Origin of the sequence: Nocardiopsis sp. NPDC006198, assembly GCF_040613895.1 — a bacterium.
Lineage (GTDB): Bacteria > Actinomycetota > Actinomycetes > Streptosporangiales > Streptosporangiaceae > Nocardiopsis > Nocardiopsis tropica.
The window spans coordinates 25,429-47,387 of record NZ_JBEXSY010000042.1; the positions used below are offsets into that span (position 1 = coordinate 25,429).

Annotated in this window: 13 protein-coding genes; 1 reads left to right on the forward strand and 12 read right to left on the reverse strand. The window is 72.7% G+C overall.

The features are described 5' to 3' along the window. Positions 1-229 precede the first annotated feature (229 nt). The 10 genes from ABZ234_RS23810 to eccD all read right to left on the reverse strand — a co-directional run bounded on the left by ABZ234_RS23810 (position 230) and on the right by eccD (position 15,528). Positions 230-3,541, reverse strand: a complete 3,312-nt coding sequence (locus ABZ234_RS23810) for a right-handed parallel beta-helix repeat-containing protein (protein WP_355013500.1) — start codon at positions 3,539-3,541, stop codon at positions 230-232. A gap of 66 nt (positions 3,542-3,607) precedes the next feature. Further along, positions 3,608-5,227: a hypothetical protein gene (locus ABZ234_RS23815; protein ID WP_355013501.1), complete on the reverse strand. Its 1,620-nt coding sequence runs from the start codon at positions 5,225-5,227 to the stop codon at positions 3,608-3,610. A 72-nt stretch (positions 5,228-5,299) separates the two neighbouring features. After that, positions 5,300-5,659 (reverse strand): hypothetical protein, encoded by a 360-nt coding sequence (locus tag ABZ234_RS23820; protein WP_267945584.1) that lies wholly within the window; start codon positions 5,657-5,659, stop codon positions 5,300-5,302. A 48-nt stretch (positions 5,660-5,707) separates the two neighbouring features. Continuing rightward, entirely contained in the window at positions 5,708-6,037 is a 330-nt protein-coding gene (locus ABZ234_RS23825; RefSeq protein ID WP_267950438.1) for a YbaB/EbfC family nucleoid-associated protein, read from the reverse strand. Continuing rightward, the gene (locus tag ABZ234_RS23830) at positions 5,937-9,233 is read right to left on the reverse strand and encodes a hypothetical protein (protein ID WP_355013502.1); all 3,297 of its coding nucleotides are present in this window, start codon (positions 9,231-9,233) and stop codon (positions 5,937-5,939) included. The genes ABZ234_RS23825 and ABZ234_RS23830 overlap by 101 nt, the downstream gene beginning before the upstream one ends. A gap of 32 nt (positions 9,234-9,265) precedes the next feature. Then, complete coding sequence (locus ABZ234_RS23835; RefSeq protein WP_355013503.1) at positions 9,266-11,857, reverse strand: AAA family ATPase; 2,592 nt, start codon at positions 11,855-11,857, stop codon at positions 9,266-9,268. Positions 11,858-11,977: 120 nt separating this feature from the next. Then, positions 11,978-12,280 (reverse strand): WXG100 family type VII secretion target, encoded by a 303-nt coding sequence (locus ABZ234_RS23840; RefSeq protein WP_267945581.1) that lies wholly within the window; start codon positions 12,278-12,280, stop codon positions 11,978-11,980. Positions 12,281-12,331: 51 nt separating this feature from the next. Beyond that, complete coding sequence (locus ABZ234_RS23845; protein WP_355013504.1) at positions 12,332-12,658, reverse strand: hypothetical protein; 327 nt, start codon at positions 12,656-12,658, stop codon at positions 12,332-12,334. 22 nt (positions 12,659-12,680) lie between these two features. Then, positions 12,681-14,126 carry a type VII secretion protein EccB gene (eccB, locus tag ABZ234_RS23850; protein ID WP_267945579.1) on the reverse strand — a complete coding sequence of 482 codons (1,446 nt, stop codon included), beginning with the start codon at positions 14,124-14,126 and terminating at the stop codon, positions 12,681-12,683. Between the two features lies 1 nt (position 14,127). Further along, positions 14,128-15,528, reverse strand: a complete 1,401-nt coding sequence (gene eccD, locus ABZ234_RS23855; RefSeq protein ID WP_267945578.1) for a type VII secretion integral membrane protein EccD — start codon at positions 15,526-15,528, stop codon at positions 14,128-14,130. 216 nt (positions 15,529-15,744) lie between these two features. On the opposite strand from eccD, the gene eccCa reads away from it, so the two are divergent. Continuing rightward, on the forward strand, positions 15,745-19,716 hold the full coding sequence (eccCa, locus tag ABZ234_RS23860) for a type VII secretion protein EccCa (protein WP_355013505.1): 3,972 nt from the start codon (positions 15,745-15,747) through the stop codon (positions 19,714-19,716). 70 nt (positions 19,717-19,786) lie between these two features. On the opposite strand, the gene ABZ234_RS23865 is transcribed toward eccCa, so the two are convergent. Both ABZ234_RS23865 and ABZ234_RS23870 read right to left on the reverse strand, forming a co-directional pair. After that, positions 19,787-21,046, reverse strand: coding sequence for a S8 family serine peptidase (locus ABZ234_RS23865; protein WP_355013506.1), 1,260 nt, complete (start codon positions 21,044-21,046; stop codon positions 19,787-19,789). A gap of 495 nt (positions 21,047-21,541) precedes the next feature. After that, positions 21,542-21,874, reverse strand: coding sequence for a hypothetical protein (locus ABZ234_RS23870; RefSeq protein ID WP_355013507.1), 333 nt, complete (start codon positions 21,872-21,874; stop codon positions 21,542-21,544). Between the last annotated feature and the right edge of the window lie 85 nt (positions 21,875-21,959).

Sequence of the window (21,959 nt, forward strand, 5' to 3'; positions counted from 1 at the left end):
CCGCGGGGCCCACCGCCGGGGAAGACGCCCCGCTCCCCGGTTCGGTCCCGGGTCTCCCCGTCCACCGGGCGGCGCCCGGTGGACGCGGACGGGGGCCGGGCGCCGGAGCGGTTGCGCGGAGGTCGGCGGGGACGCGCCCGGCCGCGGTCGGTCCGTGCCCGGCCCCTCCGGGAAGGGGCCTCCGGGCCGTCCTGCCGCCCGGGGCACACCGCCCGCGGGGCCGACGGCCTCAGCGGGCCGGGATGTCCTCGGGCAGCAGGGTGGTGAAGTCCTCCATGGTGGCGTTCTGGACGCCGTTGACCAGGCGGCCCGCCTGCCGGGTGATCATCCGCTCCAGCACCTGGCGCGCGTAGCGGGCGTTGCCGAAGTTCACGTCGCGGACCACCCCCGAGAAGTGCTCGTGCAGGGCCGCCGTCGTCGCCTCGCCGCAGGTGTACCCCGAGCCCTTCGCCATGCGCTGGACGATGGTGACCAGCTCGTCGTCGCTGTAGTCGGGGAACTCCACCTGGTGGTTGAACCGGGAGGCCAGACCGGGGTTGGAGTCGAGGAAGCGCTGCATCTCGTTGGTGTACCCGGCGACGATGACCACCGCCTCGTCGCGGTGGTCCTCCATGAGCTTGACCAGGGTGTCGATGGCCTCCTGGCCGAAGTCGTTGCCCGAGCCGCGCGGCGCCAGCGAGTAGGCCTCGTCGACGAACAGCACGCCGCCCTTGGCCCGCTCGAACACCTCGGCGGTCAGCTGGGCGGTGTGCCCGACGTAGCGCCCCACCAGGTCCGAGCGTGCCGCCTCCACCACGTGGTCGCCGCGCAGCACCCCGAGGGCGTGCAGGAGCTTGCCGTACAGGCGGGCCACGGTCGTCTTACCGGTACCGGGGGGACCGGCGAACACCAGGTGGTGGCTCATCGGCGCCACCTGGAGCCCCATGGCGCGCCGCTGCTGCGACATCAGCAGCAGGTTGGCCAGGTCGTTGACGGTCTCCTTGACGCTCGCCAGGCCGACCATGGCGTCCAGCTCCTCGCGCAGGGCCGCGATCCCGTCCGCCGTGCCGCCGAGCTGCTCCTCCTCGGCCGCATCCCCGAGGTCCTCGGGCAGCAGGAGCGTGAGCGAGTCGGGGCTGTCGGGGATGGTCCCGCCCAGCCGGTACGCCTGGCGGTCGATCATCTCCTCGAAGAGCTTGCGGGCCTCGCGGCCGTTGCCGAACGCCGGGCCCTTGGGCACCCGCTCGAAGTGGGCGAGCAGGGCCGCCTCGGTCTCCTCCGCCATCCGGTAGCTGTGGGAGACGCACATGTTGCGCACGATCTCCGTCAGCTCCTCGGCCGCGTAGTTGGTGAACTCGATGGTCCGGCTGAACCGGGAGGCCAGGCCGGGGTTGGTGTCGAGGAAGCTCTGCATCTGCTCGGTGTAGCCGGCGACGATCACCACGACCTCGTCGCGGTGGTCCTCCATGAGCTTGACCAGGGTGTCGATGGCCTCACGGCCGAAGTCGGGGCCGCCGCCGCTACCGCCCTCGCTGCCGCTCGCCAGCGTGTAGGCCTCGTCGACGAACAGCACGCCGCCCTTGGCCCGCTCGAACACCTCGGTGGTCTTGATCGCCGTGCCGCCCACGTACTGCGACACCAGGTCGGCGCGGGCGACCTCCACCACGTGCCCGTAGCGCAGGACGTCCAGTTCGGCGAGGATCTGCCCGTACAGCCGCGCCACCGTGGTCTTGCCCGTGCCGGGGGCGCCGCCGAAGACCAGGTGGCGGCTCATGGGCGGCGTGGGCAGACCCATCTCGGCCCTGCGCTGGGCCATCTGGTTACGGGTGACGAGCGTCTTGACCTCGTGCTTGACCCCGGCCAGGCCCACCAGCGCGTCCAGCTCCTTGAGGGGGCCGACCTCCTCGGAGTCCTCGTCCTCCTGCACGGGGGCGGGGGCCTCCGGCATCGGGACGGGTGCGCCCGCCAGGTCGCCGAACGCGTCCGGCGCCCCGTTGCCGCGGCTGAGCAGCTCCTCCGTGCGCATGCTCTGGCTGGCCACGGTCTGGCGCAGACCGGAGCGGCCGTTGTCGCGCACCGAGCAGTCCTCCACCGCCACGTCCTCGGCGGAGTGCACGAGGATGCCGTCGGCGCCGTTGCCGAACACCTCGCACCTGCGCAGTGTGGCGCTCGCCTTCGCCGCCACCAGCACGCCGTTGCGGCGGCCGTTGTACACCCGGGTGCGCAGCACCGTCGCCCGGCCGCCGGCCCGCACGGCGATGCCGTCGCCCGTGCACTCCGACACGTCGCAGTCGCGCACGTCGGCGGAGCCGTCCGCGCCCACCGAGATCCCGGCGTCGCGGCTCCCGGAGATCTGCACACCGGTCAGCAGGGGCGCCCCGCCCTCCTCCACGGACACGGCGCTCTTGCCGGTGCGGTCCAGCGTCACGTCCTCCAGGCGTCCGCGCCCGCCCTTGCCGAACACCACGCCCTGTCCCCGGGTGTTGTTGATCGCGGTCCCGCGCATGAAGGGGGCGCACTCCTCGACCACCACGCCGGGGCCGGCGGTCCCGCTGACCAGGCCGCGGTCGAACTCCACGACGCTGTCGCCGCGCAGGCTCAGCCCCTGCCCGCCGCGTACGACCAGGCCGAGGAAGGCGGTGGAGGCCCGCTCCGCGGCCTGCACGGCGTCGCCGCCCGACTCCTCCACCTCGCAGTCGGTGAAGGTGCCGCGCGCCCGCCCCGACAGGTGGATCGCCACGTTCTTGGCGCGCACCACGCGCACCCGCGCCACCTGCGGGTCCGCGCCGTTGTGCACGACGACGCCGCGCCCGCCCACGTCCTCGAACACGCAGTCCTCCACGACCGGGCGGGAACGGCTGGACACGACCAGTCCGTCGCCCTCGGTGTCGTGCACGCGTGTGCCCAGCAGCGACGCGGCGGAGCCCTCCTCCAGCGCCACCGCGGGCTTCTTGGTCCCCGAGATCTCGCAGTCCCGGATCGTGCCCCCGGACTGTCCGCTGGCGAACACGCCGTTGCCCCCGGCGTCGCGAAGCACGCAGGAGCGGATCGTGGGGCGCGCCTGCTCGCCGATGACCACGGCGCTGGTGTCGACCTCCTCGACCACGCAGTCCTCGATGACGCTCGGCCCGGAGGAGGTGATCACCACCCCCGCGCCCGCCGAGCACGTGACGCGGCTGTCGCGCATGGCGAGCGCGCCGTCGCCGCGCACCGACACTGCGGTCCAGGACGCCCCCTCCACCTCGCAGTCGGCCATCTCCAGCTGTCCGAGGGGGATGTCCACCGCGGGGTAGTCGGCGTGGCGGCCGCGCAGGACCAGCCCGGACAGCTTGACCGCCTCGGCGCCCGAGACCACGGCGCAGCCTGAGCCGGTGGTGATCTCGACGCTGCCCAGGCCGTCGCGGGCCATCAGGGTGACCACGTCGCGCAGGACGAGGCTCTCCTCGTAGCGGCCGGGGGCGATGGTGATGAGGGCACCGCTGGCGGCGGCCTCGACCGCCTCGGTGATCGTCGCGTGCCCGTCCTGGGCGCCGGCGTCGACGGTGAGGAGCTGCCTGGTCATCGGTGTCTTCCTAGATCGGGGGAGGGGAGGTGGCGGGGCGGCGGGGGCCGCCCCGCCGAAGGCGGGTCAGGAGCAGGACGCGCGCACGGCCGAGGCGGCCACGTGCGAGCTGCTGTGCTCCTGGTCCGCGAGGGCGTCGGCCCCCGCGTTGGTGAGCTTGACGGTGAACTCCTCCGTGGGAGAGGTGAACCCGGTCACCTGGACCCATCCGCCCCGGATCCCCGCCTGGTCGATCCCGAAGACCGCCACGGGCGACCCCTCGGCCGAGGGGCCGGAGAAGAGCTGGTAGCGCGCCTCCCCGGGGGAGATCCACAGCGGGCTCTCGTCGTCGGGCACATGGACGTAGAGCTCGCACGCGACCCCGGCCTCCCCCGGGGTGAACGTCCAGGTGGCGTACTGGCCGTTGCCCTGCTCCGGGTCGCCCGAGACGGGAAGCGCCTCGTAGCCGCCGTCGCAGCCCTCCTGAGAGTACCCGCCGGGCCGTGTGGCCCAGCTGGCGGTGCCCTCGGCGCTGTCCCAGCGCCCCTCGTTCGCGTAGGAGGAGCCGGGGGAGTCCTGGCAGCCGGGCCCCGCGACGGCGAGGAAGGGCTCCGGTTCCGAGCCCCCCGTCATCGCGACGGAGTTCTCCAGGACGGAGCCCCCGCCCTCCGAGGGCGGCGGGTCGGCGACCGGGGCGTCGGCGGACGCCGACCCGCCGTTCGCGGTGTCGCCGCTTCCGGCGGCCCCGCCCTCCCGGGCGGTGTCGCCGGTTCCGGTGGTGTCGGCGAGGGGGGCGTTCATCTGCTCCGTCGCCGGGCCGGTGCCGGTGTCCCCGGTACCGGTGTCGCCGTTGCCGGCGCCCTCTCCGGCCGCCCCGTCGGTCTCGCCCTCCCCGGAGGTCCCGGCGCCCTCGTCGCCTCCGGCCGCCGTGTCCTCTCCGGCCGTGCCGTCCGCGGCTTCTTCGCCGGCGGGGGGACCGGCGGCCGTGTCACCGCCTTCGGCCGCGGCGCCCCCGGCCACGGGCTCCCCGGCGGCGGTCGTCTCGCCCGCGCCGTTCCCGGCCTCCTGGGCTCCGGACGCGCCCGGGTTCTCCTGCGCGGCGGGGGCGGTCTCCACGGGGTTCTCCCCGCCGGTGGCGCCGGCGCCCGGGTCGGGCATCGTCGGGGCCGCGGCTCCGTCCCCGCTCACCTCGGGGACGTAACCGGTCTCCTGGGGCGCGGCGCCCTGTTGGGGCACGGCCGCGGCGCCCGTGTCCGCCGGAGCGGCTCCGGACCCACCGCCGCCCGAGCCGCCCGCCTCGGCGGTGCCCGAGGACGGGCCGCCGGCGCCGCCGGCGTCCGAGGCGAGCGGCGTCGCCTCCAGGGTCACCCCGGGCACACCCGCCGTCATGGCGAAGGGTGCGGCGACCAGGAGCAGACCCGCGATGGCGGCGCCCGCCAGGGCGGGCTTGCCCGGACGGTCCAGGGCCACCTCCGGGGCCTGGGGGGCGGCCGGTTCGTGCAGGGCGCCGGTGATCCGGGGAGCGGGAACGGCCTCGGCCGCCCCCTCGGCGGCCCCGGTCGGGGGAGCGGGCGCCATGTGCGCCGCGGAGCCCGCGGCCCCGCCGGAGACCGTGCCGTCGGCTCCACCGGAGAGCGCCGTCCGGAACTCGGACTCCGGTGTGGGACGACCCTCCGCCGCGCCGCGCGCCTGCGCACTCTCAGACATCGGAACTCCTTCTCGGGGGCCCCGGGCGGCCGCGGGAACGGCCGCCCGGGGAGGTGGGGGTGGGGTCGGGGGTCACCGGCGTCCTCCGGGACCGCCCGGGGTGTCGACGTCCGGGACGTGGTTCACATTGTCCTCTTCCGTACGGCCGAACTTCTCCTTGGTGCCGCCCAGGATGGCGCTCGTGTCCTGCGCCGCGATGACCACGAAGCCCATGTACTCCTCGATGGAGGTCCTGAGCACCCCCAGCGACTTGTCCATGTCGTTGGCGAACTTGTCGCCCTTGCCCCAGATGGTGGGGTCCTCCAGGGAAGCCAGTTCGCTGTTCAGCCACTGCTGGGTCTCTTGGGCGTACTCGGCCGCGTCGTTGACGCTCCAGCTGTTCCTGGCCATGCCGTCGAGATCGGCGAAGAAGCCGTCGCCGCGGTCCGTCATGTCCGTCTCCTCTTCTCGGTCCTCAGCCGCGGGTGCGGCGTGGAACGCCTACTGCCTCGGGTCGTCGGAGGGGATGCCCAGGCGGTCGAGCAGCTTGAGCGGGTCGAGGTCGCCGTTCATGATCTCCTGGGCGCCCGCCACGTCCGGCATGAAGGGGCTGTAGGCCTCCGTGACACGCTCGGCCATCTGGCTCCGCGCCTTGTTGACCACCTCGGTGATGGCGGCGGCCAGCTCGGTGGGGGCCATGTCCCGGTAGGCCTGGGTGTGGAACTTCAGCTCAACCAGTTCCCCCGTCGCGTCCACCTTCGCTCCCACGAGCCTGTTCTTCGCCACGACCTCTTCGGTTGCCGCCTCCAGGCTTGCGCTTGCGTCCACCAGCCGGTCCATCGTCTTGTGAAGCTGTGCCAGTTCCTCTTCCATCTGGCGTTGCATCTGTGAACTCATGCCGGGGTGTTCCCTTCTTGTTCTGGCCGGGGACGGGGCGTCCCAGTGCGGATCTCTGCGCGTCGGCCGTGGTGCCCCAGACCTTCTCGTCCTCGGAGAGCCAGGTGGAGCGCTGCCGGTCGCGGTTGTTGTCACCGCCACCGCCGCCCATGCCGCCGCCCATCATGGGGGGCATCATCGGCATGCCGCCCATGCCCCCCATGCCGCCGGCGCCTGTACCCGCACCCGCGCCCCCGGCGCCGGGCTGGCCGTTCAGCCCTCCCGCGCCGCCGAGCCCGCCGAGGCCGCCTGCGGTGCCCTGTCCGCCGGAGGCCCCGTTGGGGCCGCCCGCCGTGTACTGCGTGCCGTCGGGGTTGGCGAACAGCGAGGAGCGGTCGGAGCTGTCAGGCGAGCCCGGGCCGTCACTGGAGTAGGGGCTGGGTTCGAGGCCGCCGTAGTTGAGGCCGATGTCGTCGGGCGCCAACGGCGGCGGCAGGATCTCCGGGATCGGTCCTTCCGGGATGCCGCCGCTGTCCGTGATCGGCTCCCCGGTCTCGGGGTCGATCGGGTAGGGCTGGCCGGTGAGCGGGTCGATGACGTAGGGCTCGCCGGTGACCGGGTTGATCGGTACGTCCTCCCCGGTGCCGGGGCCGTTGAGCCCCAGGTCCGCCGGCGGCGGTGGAGGCTGCAGCACGTAGTCGTCGTTGTTGGAGGTGCCGGGGCCGTTGAGCCCGAGGTCGGGCGGGGGGGCGGGCACGTTGAAGTCGTAGTCGGTCGGCAGCCCGGTCGACGGGTCGATGCCGACCGGTTGTCCGGTGACGGTGTCGATGGGCAGGACCTGCCCGGTCTCGGAGTCGTAGTTGATGGGCAGGCCGGTGTCGGGGTTGTACGGCAGGCCGGTTCCGGGGTCGACGGGGTAGGGCTCGCCGGTCTCGGGGTTGAGCGGGAGCCCTGTCGCCGGGTCGAACTCCAGGGAGCTCCCGGTCTCCCCGATCGGGAGCGGCTGTCCGGTGACGGGGTCGACGGGGAGCGGTTCTCCGGTGACGGGGTCGATGGGCAGGACCTGCCCGGTCTGGGGGACGAAGTTGATGGGCAGGCCGGTGTCGGGGTTGAAGGGCCGACCGGTCTCGGGGTCGATGGGGTAGGGCTCGCCGGTCTCGGGGTTGAGTGGGAGCCCTGTCGCGGGGTCGAACTCCAGGGAGCTTCCGGTCTCCCCGATCGGGAGCGGTTCTCCGGTGACGGGGTCGATGGGCAGGACCTGCCCGGTCTGGGGATCGAAGTTGATGGGCAGACCGGTGTCGGGGTTGAAGGGCAGGCCGCTCTCGGGGTCGATGGGGTAGGGCTCGCCGGTCTCGGGGTTGAGCGGGAGCCCTGTCGCCGGATCGCGCTCCAGGGAGCCGTTGTAGCCTGCCGGACCGCCGCGGCCGCTTCCCGGGCCGTTGAGCCCGAGGTTCGGGGGCGGGGGCGGGGGGATGAAGGGCCCGTTCATACCGGGGTCGCTGCCGCCGCCCTGGCCGGGGCCGTTGAGGCCGAGGTCGTTCGGGGGCGGCGGGGGCGGGGGCATGAGGGGACCGTTGTCGCCCCCCTGGCCGAAGCCGGGGCCGTTGAGGCCGAGGTTCGGAGGAGGAGGGGGGAGCGTGACGGGGCCGCCGGCCCCTGGACCGCCGATCCCCTCGGGTCCGCCGTTGCCGGGGCCGTTGAGGCCCAGGTCCGGTGTGAACGGCGGCGGGCCGCCGAGACCCTCGGGGCCGCCCTGGCCGGGGCCGTTGAGGCCGAGGTCGTTCGGGGGCGGCGGGGGCGGGGGCAGGATCTCGTTGTTCCCGGGGCCGTCGCCGCCGGTTCCGGGGCCGTTGTACGGGAGCTGCGGGGGAGGCGGCGGCGGTGGCGGCGGGGGAGGCGGTGGGCCCGGAATGTCCTCCTCGTCCCAGCCGCTGAAGGGGTTGTCGATCTCCCAGTCGTCGAACGGGTTGTCGATCTCCCAATCGTTGAACGGGTTCTCGGGGCCGCCTCCGCCACCGGGGCCGGGGCCGGGGCCGGGGCCCGTCGGCGTCTCCGTCGGGAGCGAGGTGGGAACCTCGATGCGCGGCAGGACGTCGTTGACGCTCTTGTAGTAGAGCGCCATGTTGTCGCGCAGTTCGTTGACGGTCTCGTAGACCCCCTTGTAGTGGTCCCGGAACCTCTGGTACAGCGTGTTGTTGATGTTGTCCTGGGTGGCCTGGTCGCCGGGGATGCCCATCACCGGCTCCCCGCCGGGCGGCCCGTTGTTGATCAGGACCTGGAACTGGTCCCGCTCCGGGTTGAACGTCTCCGTCCCCGCGGAGGTGTGGAAATACCAGGTGTCGAGGACGCCCTGGACGGTGCCGCCCGTGCCTTTGAGGGCTTCGCTCACCGCCTTGGCGAGCCCGCTGGTACCGGGCTTCAGGCTCTCCCTGAGATCCCCCAGCTGCTTCGTGTAATCGGGGATCTTGTCGTAGACCACGGTCATCCGGTACGCCAGGTCCTTGAGGCGGTACTGGTACGCCGCCGCGGCCGAGCCCTGCATGGGCCCGTCGGGGGTGTCGATCTCCTTCCAGAGCTTGTTCAGGCTGCCGCCCCCCTCCCCGTCGATGTAGGGGGCCAGCTTGTCGCGCAGGTTGTTCAGGTCGTCGATGGTGTTCTGCAGCCGCCTGAGGTCCCAGCTGGTGGACACCAGCTTGTTCGCCTCGTAGTCGGCGACGTGGGCCAGGTTGCTCAGCTGCTGGCGGAACGTGTCCTGCGGAGGGGCTCCCTCCTCGTGCAGGCTCTCCTTGCCATCGCTGAGGGTCTTCTCACCCCACAGGTGCCTCTGCATCGTGTAGCCCGCGTAGTCGATGCCGTAGGTCTCGTAGGAGTAGCCGTAACCGCTGGGCGTCGACATGTAGGCCGTGTAGTAGTCCCGGTAGCTCCACCAGCGGTCCATCTCGTGGCCGCCGTAATTCCAGGAGAAACCGGTGAAGGGGTTGGTGTTCTCGTGGAAGTGGTAGCGCCCGTCGGCGACCCAGGGGTCCTTGGTGACCGTGTCGATGCCGACCATCGGCGGATAGGAGCCCCCTTCGTCGCTGTCGGCGAAGATGTTCATGAGCTCGTGCAGTGGTTGGTCCGGAAGGTCTTCCAGTTCTCTTTCCGGCGGCATGTTCCCCTCCTTCTATGGATCGCGCCTCGGGGCTAGGCCTCGCTACTGTCCTCGTCCGTGTCCTGGTCGTTCCCGCCGCCACCGCCACCGCCACCGCCACCGCCACCGCCACCGCCGCCACCGCCGCCGCCCGAAGTGCTCTGGCTCGGGTACATCAGGTTGAAGATCTCCTGGGCGGTGAGGCTCTGCTCGTCCTCGAGGTCGGCGAAGACGATGAGGTTCTCCGAGAGCCTGTCCTCGATCTGGACCAGCTCCGTCTGCAAGCCGTCGAGGAACTGGTAGATGCTGTTCAGCGAGGAGTCGATCTTCGAGCCGAGGGTTCCGGCCTCCGTGAGGATGGAGGGGTTCCCGAGCCTCTGGTAACTGCCTTCGCCTCCGTACACGGAGAAGTCGGTGACCAGATAGGCGATCTCGTCCTGGAGGGGGGACACGATCTGGGAGCGGAAATCCTTGATCCGTTGGAGGTCGATCTTGGTGCCCTTGTCACCGTTGTCGCCTCTGGTGTCATTGGTCCCGCCGGTGTCGCCCTCTCCTTCTCCTTCTCCCTCTCCTTCTTCCTCCTCTTCCTCTTCCTCGCCTTCTCCTTCTTCTTCCTCTTCTTCTTCTCCCTCGCCTTCTTCTTCCTCGTCCTCTTCCTCTTCTTCCTCTTCCTCTTCCTCGCCTTCTCCTTCTTCTTCCTCTTCCTCTTCCTCTTCCTCGCCTTCTCCTTCTTCTTCCTCTTCGTCCTCGGATTCTTCGTCTTCGGGGTTTTCCTCTTCGTCCCCGGGCTGCTCTTCCTCGTCCTCGCCCCCGGCGCCGTTCCCGCTGCCCTCGCCTTCGGTGTCCTCCTCGGGCCTGTCGGAGGTGACCGCGACGGGGGGCTCGGTGATGTGGGCCGGATCCGTCGGTATCGGGTCATCACCGGGCGTTTCGTTCCCCGGCCCCGGCCCCGGTTCCAGACGACTCAGATTCTCGTCGGGGGTGTCATCCGGTGCCGTTTCCTCCGGCTCGCCTGGGGTGTCGCCCGTCTCCGTGACAGGGGGCTCGGTCACCTCGACCGGTTCCAGGGGCACCGGCTCCTCGCCGGTGCCGTCGCCTCCCGGCCGGTCCCCGCCGGGGGTCTCCTGCTCGCCGGGAGTGTTGCCCACCACCGGAGGCGGGGTGGCGCCCACGGGAACGCCGGGCGTCCCGCTGCCCGGGTCGGTCGCGCCGGGGCGGTTGCTCTCCACGTGCTCGGGGGAGTCCTCCTCGCCGGGCCGGTCGCCGCCGGGCCGGTTCCCGCCTTCTTCGTCCTGACCGGGTCCGTCGCCGCCGGGACGGTCCCCGCCGGGGGTCTCCTGCTCGCCGGGCCGGTCGCCGCCGGGCCGGTTCCCGCCTTCTTCGTCCTCGCCGGGCCGGTCGCCGCCGGGCCGGTTCCCGCCTTCTTCGTCCTGACCGGGTCCGTCGCCGCCGGGCCGGTCCCCGTCCTCTTCGTCCTCGTCCTTCTCGGAGATGGTGATCAGGCCGGTCTCGGGGTCGACCTCCACATTCCCGTCACCGGGGTCGAAGGTCACCTCGCCGGTCTCGGGGTCGAGGGTGAGCTTCAGGTCGCCGACCTCGATCGTGGTCGGCAGAGACTCCCCGCCCTCGCTCGCGCGGGACGTCTCGATCTCGACGGTGCCCTCGGCCGGGTCGATGGTCAGACCCAGGTTCCCGGTCTCGACCGTGAGCGGCGCCGCCTCGGGGTCGAGGGGCACGTCCCGGTCGCCGGGCTCGATGCTGATCGTGTTGGTGTCCGGGTCCAGGACGAACTTCAGCTCGCCTGCCTCGACGGTGGTGACGGCCGTCTCGGGGTCCAGGGTCACGACCGGCGCCCCGGGGATCTCGGAGTCGTTCTCGCCGAAGGCGGGGTCGTCGGCGTCGGCGGAGATGGGCTCCACACCGGTGATCGGTTCCCCGGCCGGGTCCCGTTCCGACTCGTACAGCTCTCCCCGCTCCACCTCGGAGCGGGTCTCCAGGGGGGCGTCGCTGAGGGCGGCGGCTTCCTGAAGCGGCTCCGCGGGCAGCTGCGGGGTCATCGCCTCGAAGGACTGGGGCTCCATCGGTGCCAGCGCCTCTGTCGCCTCCGCCCGCTGGAAGGGCTCCGCGAGAACGGTGGACTCAGGGGCGGTCGTCTCCCCCTCGGGGACGGACTCCGCGTTGGCGGGCACCCCGACGGAGGCGATCGTCGGTTCGAGGGGAAGGGCCGGGGTCCCCTGCATCACCGGTGTGAAATGGCTCTCCGTGTGGAGCGTTTCGCCGGAGACGTCCCCGGCGGGGGCGGACACGGCGACGACGTGCTCGGTGTCCTGCCCTGGGAACACGTGCGGGGAGGCGGTGTCCCCTGCCTGCTGCGCGCCGAACAGCATCACGCCGTCGTCGCCGATGTTCACCCTGGAGTCGCCCGGGTCGAGCACGGCCTCCTGGGTGGAGGTGTCCACCTCGACCGAGGAGCCTGCGTGTCTCAGCAGAAGCAGCCCGCTGGTCAGGTCCACGCTGATCGGGGCGGATTCCGACCGGTTCGTGGTGGTGCTCTGCTCCTCGAGGAGGGCGGCCTCCTCGGTCTCGGTCGGGTCCGGCTCCTCTCCGGAGAGGGCAGCACGGAAGTCGAAGAGGGGGGGCTCCACGTCAGGACCTCCTCACCGCCCACAGGGCGGTCGTTCGTCGGGTTGTCGGGGGTGGGGGATGGGGTGGGGCGGGCGCCCTGAGGGAGTGGTGGGCCGCCCGCCCCGGGGAGGGGGAGTGGACTACAGGAGCGCTTGCCAGTTCATGGCCTCGCGCCCGTCGGTGGAGGAGTAGTTGTTGCGGATCTCGTTGAGGGCGGTCTCCGCCTTGTTCAGAAGAACCTGCATGTCGGCGACGTTGGCCCGCCACGAAGCGACCTTGCGGTCGTACTCCGTGGCCATGGCGCCGTCGAGCTCCGCCTTGACCGTCTGCATCTGGGCGTCGAGCGCCTCGATCTGGTTCTGTACGGCCTGCGTCTGGGTGCGCAGCTCGTTGGTGGCCTCGTCGACGTAGGCGTAGCTGACGTCGAAACCGTTGATGGTCATGGTCTCGCCTTCCGGAGGGGGACTCGTGCGTGTGGGAGCGGTCGGCAGGCCTCAGCCGGACTGGTTCGGGTTGAGCTCGTTCATCCACCGCGAACCGGTGATGATGGCCGCGTCCTCCGTGGCGTGCATGGCGTGGACGGTGCCGCCGAAGGTGCCGATCATCTGGTTCATGTCGTTGGTGATGAGCCGCAGCTCCTCCAGCCAGCCGACGACCGCCTCGCTGTACTTGTTGGAGGCCGCGCCCTGCCAGGACATGCGCAGTTTGTCACGCGTGTTGTCCACGTTGGTGTAGATGGTGTTGCACTGGCTGTGGGCCTCGGTCATCGCCTCCTGGGCGATGCGCTCGGCCTCGTCTGTAGTCCTTGTCCTCTGGTTCACAGGCTCTCCTCGGGTCGTTCCATCAGGGGCATCCGGCGTCCTCGACCATCGACGAGGACGCCAGGGGGAGGGCGGCTGCTTCCGGGTCGAGTACCGGACCGGAGGGCAGCAGCCTCAGGAGGGAGGTCGGGACGGGGACGGCCTGGGCCGTCTCGTACCCGAGGGCGGTCAGGGCGGCATCGTCGACCACCGGGTACTTGGCCGCGCTGTCGGTGACGAGGTAGTGGGTGGTGGCGGCAGCGCCGCCGCCCACCGGCTGGGCGGCGGCGACCGTGCCCCGGCCGGAGGCGATGCCCACCAGGTCGGGGGTCGGGCACCCGGGGACGATGCCGGGCCGCTCCTGCACCGGCCACGCCTCCACCCCGGCGGGGTCGTCCATGGTCAGCGACAGCGAGCCGTCGGGGGCCAGCCGCAGGCACGGCACACCCGCGCCGACGCCCACCAGCTCCGGCGGGGCGCCCGGGTGGCGCTCCTCGCGCGGGGCGGGGCCGTCGGAGAGCCGGGTGTGCGCCTCGCCGGCGGGCAGGGGCAGCGCCTCGGCGGGGGCGTCGGGGTAGGCGGCGCCCGAGATGTCCGGGTTGGCGAGCAACAGCAGTGCCTGCGTCACGGAGAGCGGCACCAGGCCGTCCCGGGTGAGCAGGTAGTGCTGGTCCCCCTGCCCGGGGGTGGACACCGCGAACACCTGTCCCACCTGCCGGGGCCCGCCCGCCAGCTCGCCCGCGTCCTCACCGGCGCCCGGGACCTCGGGCGCGGTCAGGTCCGGGCCGGTGGGCACGGTGTTGAGGAAGGCGGCGGTGACGGGCAGGGCGTCGCTCGTCCCGTAGCCGAGGGCCTGGACGGCGCCGCCCTCCTCGTCCAGGCGCAGGCGGGTGCCGTTCCACAGCAGCTGCGGAGCCCCGTCCGGCCCGGAGACCAGGACCGCCTGCTCGGCGGAGGGCGGGGTGGGCTCCGGGGCGTCGCCCACGACCAGGGCGGTGCGGCCCCGCTCGTCCTCCTCGCCCTCGGGCGGCAGCGCGCACACCCGCCAGACCGCCTCCTCCAGGCCCGCTTCGGTGGGAAGGGAGTCGGGCGCGGCGGCGATGCCCACGGGGCCGCCCACGGGCACGCCTTCCAGGGACCGGGCCGAGACCAGGCTCACGGCGGCGTCGGCGCCCTGGACCAGGCGGGCGGAGGCGCCGTTGGCCACGGGGCGCAGCACCCCGGCCGAGTACATGTAGGAGGCCCCGGTGTCGCGGTCCACGATCAGCCGGCCCTCCTGGCGCCAGCTGGTCGCGCCTCCGGGGAAGATGAGGCCGAACACGAGGAAGCCGATGCACAGCACCACGCCGATCGCGATGCCGATGTAGGTGCCGGTACGGGTGCGGCGCATGGGGGCGTCGACCGCGTCGGGGTCGCCCTCCAGCATGGCCGTGCCCAGTCGGCCCACGGTGAAGTTGTGGGCCATCACCCTGTCGCGACGTGACTGCATGTCAGCCGCCGATTCCGCGCAGGAGCGAGAACACGCCGAAGATCGCCAGTACCAGGGGCACGATGGCCACCGTCAGCAGCGACTGGATGATCTCGGCGGCCCGGCCCCAGTGGGGCAGCGGTCGTGTGCCCGGCAGGTTCCAGGACACCACCGCCAGGATCGCGGAGGCGGCGAACAGGCCCACCATGGCGAGGGTGCGGGGCAGGGGGTCGGCCGTCCACACCACGACCAGGACCAGCGCGGTCAGCCCGATCCAGGGCGGCGCGACCACGTAGGACCGCTGCCAGGCGCTGGCCAGACCGCGTGACTGGAGCAGCATCACCAGCGACACGATCACGCACAGGGTGATCGGCACCCACCCGGGGGTGGCGCCGAGCACGACCAGGCAGACCGTCAGGACGGCGCCGGTGGCGGCGTACAGGGCGGTCTGGAACCGGTCGGCGAGCTCGGCGCGGTCCAGGACCCCGCGCGCGGGGTAGGGGTCGATGCCCTCCTGGAGCTGGTCGGGGTTGGAGGGCAGCGGCGGCAGTTTCAGACCGGAGAGGCGGAAGGCCAGCTGGGGGGCGAACGTGCCCAGCAGCAGCGCGATGAGCGCCACCAGGGCCGCCACGGCCGGGACCGTGGCGCCGGGGATGAACATCAGGGACAGCGCGCCCAGGGCGCACAGCACCTCGGCGGTGAACAGGCCGGCGAAGAAGGGCACGGAGCCCGCCACGGCCGCCAGGCCGAGCACGCTGGCCCCGGCGGCGGTCACCGCTCCCGTCAGGACCCGCGCCCCGATCAGCGCGGTGCCGGGGTCCCCCGAGGGCACGGACGCGCCGGCCACCGCCATGTACAGGGTGGCCGCCGCGGCCAGGCCGGTGGCGGCGGCCAGGTCGCCCATGGCGCGCGAGGCCGCCCAGGCCGACAGCAGCATGAGGAGCGACGAGCAGGCCGCGGACACCGCGGTCAGGAGGCCGGGGCCGCCGCTGACCAGGACGGCCAGGCCGGTGAACAGGACCACCAGCCCGAGCGACTGGAGCAGGACGCGCGTGGCCTCGGGGCGCCACCGGTCGGCGCGCTCGCTCATGCCGGTGGCGACGCCGTCGGTCAGGTCGTCGAAGTGCACCGGCGGCAGCTGGTCGCGGCGGGGGCGCAGGTAGAGGGTCTCGCCGTGGCAGAGTCCCAGGGAGCGGAGGGTCTCGTCCTCTTCCAGGGGCTCGTCGCCCAGTTGCTGGAGGACCCAGCCGTCGTGCTCCAGGCCGCTCTCGTCCAAGTCCTCGCCGTTGTCGCCCTCGGCGTAGAGCACGAGGGTGGGCAGGATCTCGGAGAGGGGGACCTCTGTGGGCGCCGCGATCTCGAAGGAGCGCTCGGGAGCGCGGATCAGGAGCCGGCACAGGTCAGGGGAGGCGACATCGTTCATCCGGTGGGGCCCATCATGAGGCAGGGTCGTGACAGGGGTGGAAGTGACGGTAACACTCCGACGACCCATTTTGGAGGTGTGTTGTTTTAAATTTTGGTGTCTGTCACTTTAGTTGGCAACGGTAGTGTTCTGCTTCCGGCGTTCGGTTCCGGACGCCGGTTACGGTCCCCGTTCCGGACCGCCCCCGCTGTTCCCTGCAAGGGAGGACCCCGTCCTGTGAGTACGATCCTCGTCCGCCGTCCCCCGCGGCGCCCCGGGCCGGACCTGCCCTCGGGCGAGGTCAGCCTCCAGGAGCCACCGGAGCTGCCGGAACCACAGGCCGGCGCCTCCTCGGTGTTCACCTACCTGCCGATGGCCATGACCTCGTTGGCGATGATGATGATGATCATCCGCCCCGGGAGCATGATGGGCGGCGGCGGGGGCAACAGCATCATGCCCTATCTGGCGGGCGGGATGATGCTCGTGGGCGCCGTGGTGATGCTCGGCGGCCAGTACCTGCGCACCCTGCTGGAGCGCCGCCGCCAGCTCAACGACGACCGCCGGGACTACCTGCGCTACCTCAAGCAGATGCGCACCCGCCTGCGGGGGGTGGTCACCGAGCAGCGCGACGCGATGCTCTGGCGGGCGCCCCACCCGGACGCCCTGTGGTCGATCGTGCGCACCTCCCGGCTGTGGGAGCGCAGGGGGACCGACGACGACTTCGCCGAGGCGCGCATGGCCGTCGGCGAGCAGGCGCTGTCCATGACGATCTCCCCGGTCTCCTCCAAGCCGGTGGAGGACCTCGAACCCCTCAGCGCCCACGCGCTGCGCCGCTTCATCCGCGCCTACGGAACCGTCGAGGACCAGCCGGTCCAGATCTACCTGCGCGGGTACTCCCGCATCACCATGCGCGGCGACCTGGACGCCAGCCGCGGCCTCGTCCGCGCCCTCATCGGCCAGCTCACCGTCTTCCACGCCCACGACGAGCTGCGCGTGGCCGTGTGCGCCTCCGAGGAGAACCTGGCCCTGTGGTCGTGGACCAAGTGGCTGCCCCACACCCAGCACCCCACCGCCCGTGACGGCGCGGGCCAGGCCCGGCTGCTGTGCACGGACGCGATGGACCTCGAACAGCTCGTCCCGGATCTGGCCGACCGTCCCCGCTTCGACCCCACCGAGACCCCCAGCCGCGAGGAGCCCTTCACCGTCATCGTCGTGGACGGCGGGCGCATCCCCCCGGGGTCGCGCATGCTGGGCGGCGGCTACCGCAACGCCGTCGTCGTCGACGTCGCCGACCCGATGCCCCCCGAGGACGACCCCTACACCCTGGCCCTGCGGGTGGAGACCGAGCGCCTGGTGATGCTCTCCCGCGACCACAGCGGCCGCGACGTCGAGGAGGTGCTGGGCCGGCCGGACTCCCTGAGCCTGTCCCGCGCCACCTCCCTGGGCCGCCTGCTCTCGCCCTACCGGATCGGCATGGTCGTCGAGGTCACCGAGCCCCTCACGACCGACTTCGAGCTGACCGCGCTCCTGGGCATCCCCGACCTGCACCGGCACGACACCGAACGCATGTGGAGCGAGCTGCACGAGAAGGACCGGCTGCGCGTGCCCATCGGCATGAACTCCGACGGCGCGCCGCTGGAGCTGGACCTCAAGGAGTCCGCGCTGGGCGGCATGGGCCCGCACGGCATGCTCATCGGCGCCACCGGCTCGGGCAAGAGCGAGCTGCTGCGCACCCTGGTGCTCGGCCTGGCCCTGACCCACTCCCCCGAGACCCTCAACTTCGTGCTCGTCGACTTCAAGGGCGGCGCCACCTTCATCGGCCTCGACCAGCTCCAGCACACCTCCGCGCTCATCACCAACCTCGCCGACGAGGCCATCCTGGTCGAGCGCATGCAGGACGCCCTGCACGGCGAACTGGTCCGCCGGCAGGAGCAGCTGCGCTCCGCGGGCAACTTCAGCTCCGCACTGGAGTACGAGAGGGCCCGCGAGACCAACCCCGGCATGGAGCCGATGCCCACGCTGTTCGTGGTCGTCGACGAGTTCAGCGAGCTGCTGGCCGCCCACCGCGACTTCATGGACCTGTTCGTCATGATCGGCCGCCTGGGCCGCAGCCTCGGCGTCCACCTGCTGCTGGCCTCCCAGCGCCTGGACGAGGGCCGCATGCACCAGCTGGAGGGCCACCTGTCCTACCGGATCGCGCTGCGCACCTTCTCCGCCATCGAGAGTCGCGGGGTGCTCGGCGTCCCCGACGCCCACCAGCTCCCCTCGGCTCCCGGCAACGGCTACCTCAAGACCGACACCGAGACCCTCACCCGCTTCAAGGCCGCCTACGTCTCCGGGCCCTACCGCGTCAAGCGCCGCGCCGCCCGCAGGAACACGGTCGGCGGCGAGGTGGTGCTCTTCACCGACACCCCCGTGGACGCGACCGCTCCCGAACCCGAGGAGCCCGAGGTCCAGGAGGAGGAGACCGGCGAGTCCCTCCTCGCGACCGCGCTGGAGCGGATGGACGGCCTCGGCCCCGCGGCCCGAGAGGTGTGGCTGCCCCCGCTGGAGGTGCCACCGCTCGTGGACGAGCTGCTCGCCATGGTCGGCACCCGCCTGCCCGCAGGAGGCCTGGCCTGGACGAAGGAGACGGTCCTGCGCGTGCCGCTGGGGATCATCGACCGCCCCTTCGAGCACAGGCGCCTGCCCCTGGTGGCGGACCTGTCCGGGGCCGGCGGACACGTCGGCATCGCGGGCGGCCCCCAGAGCGGCAAGAGCACCATGCTGGCCACGTTCATCCTCACCCTGGCGGTGTGCAACACCCCCGCCCAGGTCCAGTTCTACGGGATCGACTGCGGCGGCGGTGTGCTGACCGCGCTCAAGGACCTGCCGCACGTGGGCAGCGTCGTCACGCGCACCGACGAGCGGCGCATCACCCGCACCATCATGGAGATGAACGAGATCCTCACCAAGCGTGAGGTCTTCTTCGCCGAGAACGGCATCGACTCCATGGGCACCTACCGCAGGCGCCGCTCCGCCGGGGAGTTCGCCGACCAGCCCCACGGCGACGTCTTCTTCGTCATCGACGGCTGGGGCACGATCCGCCAGGACTACGCGGACCTGGTCGGCCCCATCGTCCAGCTCGTGCAGCGCGGCCTCAACTACGGCGTGCACGTGGTGGTCGCCTCCCCCCGCTGGGCCGACTTCCACACCGCCGTCCGCGACCTCATGGGCACCCGCTTCGAGCTGCGCATGGGCGACCCCGTGGACTCCATGGTCCACATGCGCGCCGCGCAGACCGTCCCCCGCGTGCCCGGCCGCGGTATCACCGACACCAAGCACCACCTGCTCACCGGTCTGCCCCGCGCCGACGGGGACGCCGACTCGGTCACGCTGTCCGAGGGCATGGGCGAACTCGTCGAGCGCGTGCGCGCGGCCTGGGACGGGCCGTCCGCCCCGGCGGTGCGCACCCTGCCCCCGATCCTGCACGCCCGGGAGCTGCCCGCCTCCGAGCTCACCCAGATGGGCGGTCTCAAGGTGCCCATGGGGCTGGAGAGCCGCCGGATGCAGCCGTTCTGGCACGACTTCGGCGTCACCCCGCACCTGCTCGTGGTCGGCGACACCGAGACGGGCAAGACCACGCTGCTGCGCCACATCACCAACGCGATCCGCAGCCACTACGGCCCCACCACCGCCCGGGTCGTGCTCGCCGACCAGCGCCGCCAGCTCTACGACGCCGTGCCCACGGACATGCAGCTCGGCTACGCGGTCTCGGGCGACAACGTCAAGGAGATGATGGCCGCCGCCGCGCAGGCCATGAAGGCGCGGCTGCCCGGGCCCGACGTCACCCCCGACCGCATCCGCAAGCGCGACTGGTGGACCGGCCCCGAGCTGTTCGTCCTCATCGACGACTTCGAGATGGTCTCCGGAAGCGGCCCCAACCCCCTGACCCCGCTCCTGCCGATGCTCAGCCAGGGTGCGGAGATCGGCCTGCACGTGGTTCTCGTGCATGCCGCGGGCGGTTTCAGCCGGGCCTCCGGCGACCCGGTCATCCGGACGCTCATCGACTCCAACACGCCCAGCATCATGCTGTCCGCCCCGCCCTCGGAGGGCATGCTGTTCGGCAACATCCGTGCGCGCACGATGGCCCCCGGCCGCGCCCTGTGGATCGCGCGCCGCGACCCCGTGGAGGTCCAGCTGGCCATCGCCGAGGGCGCCGAGGACTGAGCCCCGCGACCGGGTCGCGGGCGGGGCCCGTGGAGCACGCCTGGAGGTGTGCCCCACGGGCCCCGCCGCGTCAGCGCACCGGTTCGTCGGAGCGCATCGGCACCGGTTCGCCCGGGCCGGCGGGACGCCACTTGCGCGCGCGCCCGAGCTTGAACACCGCTCCGCCCAGGACGCACAGCACGATGAGCAGGAGGGTCACGGACACCACGGCCGCCGTGGGCGGCGCGTCCACCGAACCGTAGGGGGAGGGATCGGGGACGAACCCCTCGCCCGCCACCCCGGCGGGGACGCCGCCCGGTGCGATGGCCATCGCCGCCAGCGGGTCGATCCTGCCGTGCCCCGACAGAGGGTCCGAGTCCCCCCGGGGGGACTCGTAGGCCGTGGTGGTCAGCCGCTCGCGCACCTGCTCCGCGCTCAGGTCCGGCTCACGGGCCATGAGCAGGGCCGCGGTCCCCGCCACGAACGCCGCGGCCACGCCGTCGCCGGCGGCGGTCACGTGGCCGCCGCCCGGGCCGGTCGCCACCACGCGGTCGCCCGGCGCGATCAGGTCCACGCGGGCCAGGTCTCCGCTGGGCAGGACCAGCGGGCCCTGGGCCACGGGGAGGCCCTCCACGTCGTGCGCGGCCACGCTCAGTACCGACGCCTCCTGGGCGGGCCGCCCCGGCAGCGGTCCCCGGGACGTGGGGACCGTGGCCGGGGCCACGACCAGGGCGTCGGCCTCCTCCGCGGCGGCGACCGCGGACTCCAGTGCGGGGGAGGACTCCCAGGTGCCCGTGCCCACCAGGACCACGCGGGCCCCCGAGTCCACCGCGCTCCCGATCCCGTCGGCGATCTCCTGCGCGGAGGCCAGGCCGGTCCCCGGACTGCCCGTGGCCACGGCCGTCACCACGGTGTCCGGGGCCACCCCGACCAGACCGCTGCCCTCCACGGACCGGGCGGCGACCACCCCGGCCAGCGACGTGCCGAACCCGAGGCAGTCGGCGGACTGCCCGCCCTCCACGGCGTCGGCCAGCGCGGGGTCGCCGCCGTCCACCTCCGGGGCCAGCAGCGCCACGCCCACCCCCTCGCCGGTGCTCAGGTCGTGGGCCCGCGACAGGCCGAGGAAGTGGTGCGTCCAGGGGGACTGCTCCACGACGTCCCCGCCGGTGGCGGCGCACGGCTGGTTGTCGGCCTTGAAGGGGTGGACCTGCGCGAGCGAGACGGGGTCCTGGGGGGCCTCGGCCGCCGCCGGAGCCGCGGGGAGGGGGGCGAGGAGTCCCAGGGCCAGCGCCGCTGCGGCGGTGCGGCGGCGCCGGGGCCGGGCCGTCCCCGGATCGGTGTGTGCGGTCACCTGGTGTGTGCTCCAGACTGTCAGGGGGTGTCCTCGGGGCGCTCCGCGCCCGGTGGGGGACCCGTACGGGTCGAGGGGGTGCGTCTTCCGCGCGGAGGCCGTACGCGGGGGAGAAGGGCGCCGGGGAAGGTCCCGTGCCCCTACGCTAGCCTCCCCGCGACGCGGCGGACCCGGGGCGGCCGCCCTTCCGGGCGCCTCTTCCGGGACCGTTCCGTCGGGACCCTCCGCGCGGGACGGGGCCGACCCCGCGAGCCCGCCGGACCCGGCGTGACCGGTGTCCTCCCCCGGGCGGTGACGAGGCCGCGACCGCGGGGGAGGGGCGGCCGTCCGTTCGGACGGAGCCCCGGGAGGAGGACCGACTGCGGTAGCGTACTCCGTTTCGTGTGTACGTTCCATGAGCGTCCGATGGCCGGTCCGCGTCGTTCTCTCCGGAGCGGCGGCTCCACGGAGGAAGGGCGACGGTCGCGCTGTCCCACCGCCGGGGCGGAGCGGCTCTCAGAGCCAGGGGGCTGGGCGCTGTTCGCCGGTCGCGGGGTCGAATCGGCCGAACTGGGCCCTGTGCCGTTCCTCGCCGACCAGGCGGCCTTCGGCGTCCCAGTGGTGGGAGGGGCCGACGGGCAGGCCTCCGGTGGCGAGGTTGCCCAGGGAGACGAGCCGGCCGTCGCTGTTCCAGGCGATGTCGGGACCGCTCGCGACGCCGTTGACGAAGGTGCGCGCCGTCACCCCGGTCTCTTCGGCCTCCACCACTCGACCGGTGAAGCCCCGACGGCGGAGCACGGCCCCGGTCTCCTCCAGGAGGTCGAGGTCCTCTGCGTCAATTCTGCGCAAGGGGGCGTCCGTTTTCGTCTACCTCGGAGAATTCTGGGTGGCTCGGGGGCGAATTCTTTCCGGCCCGGTGTGCGGGCGCTCCCAT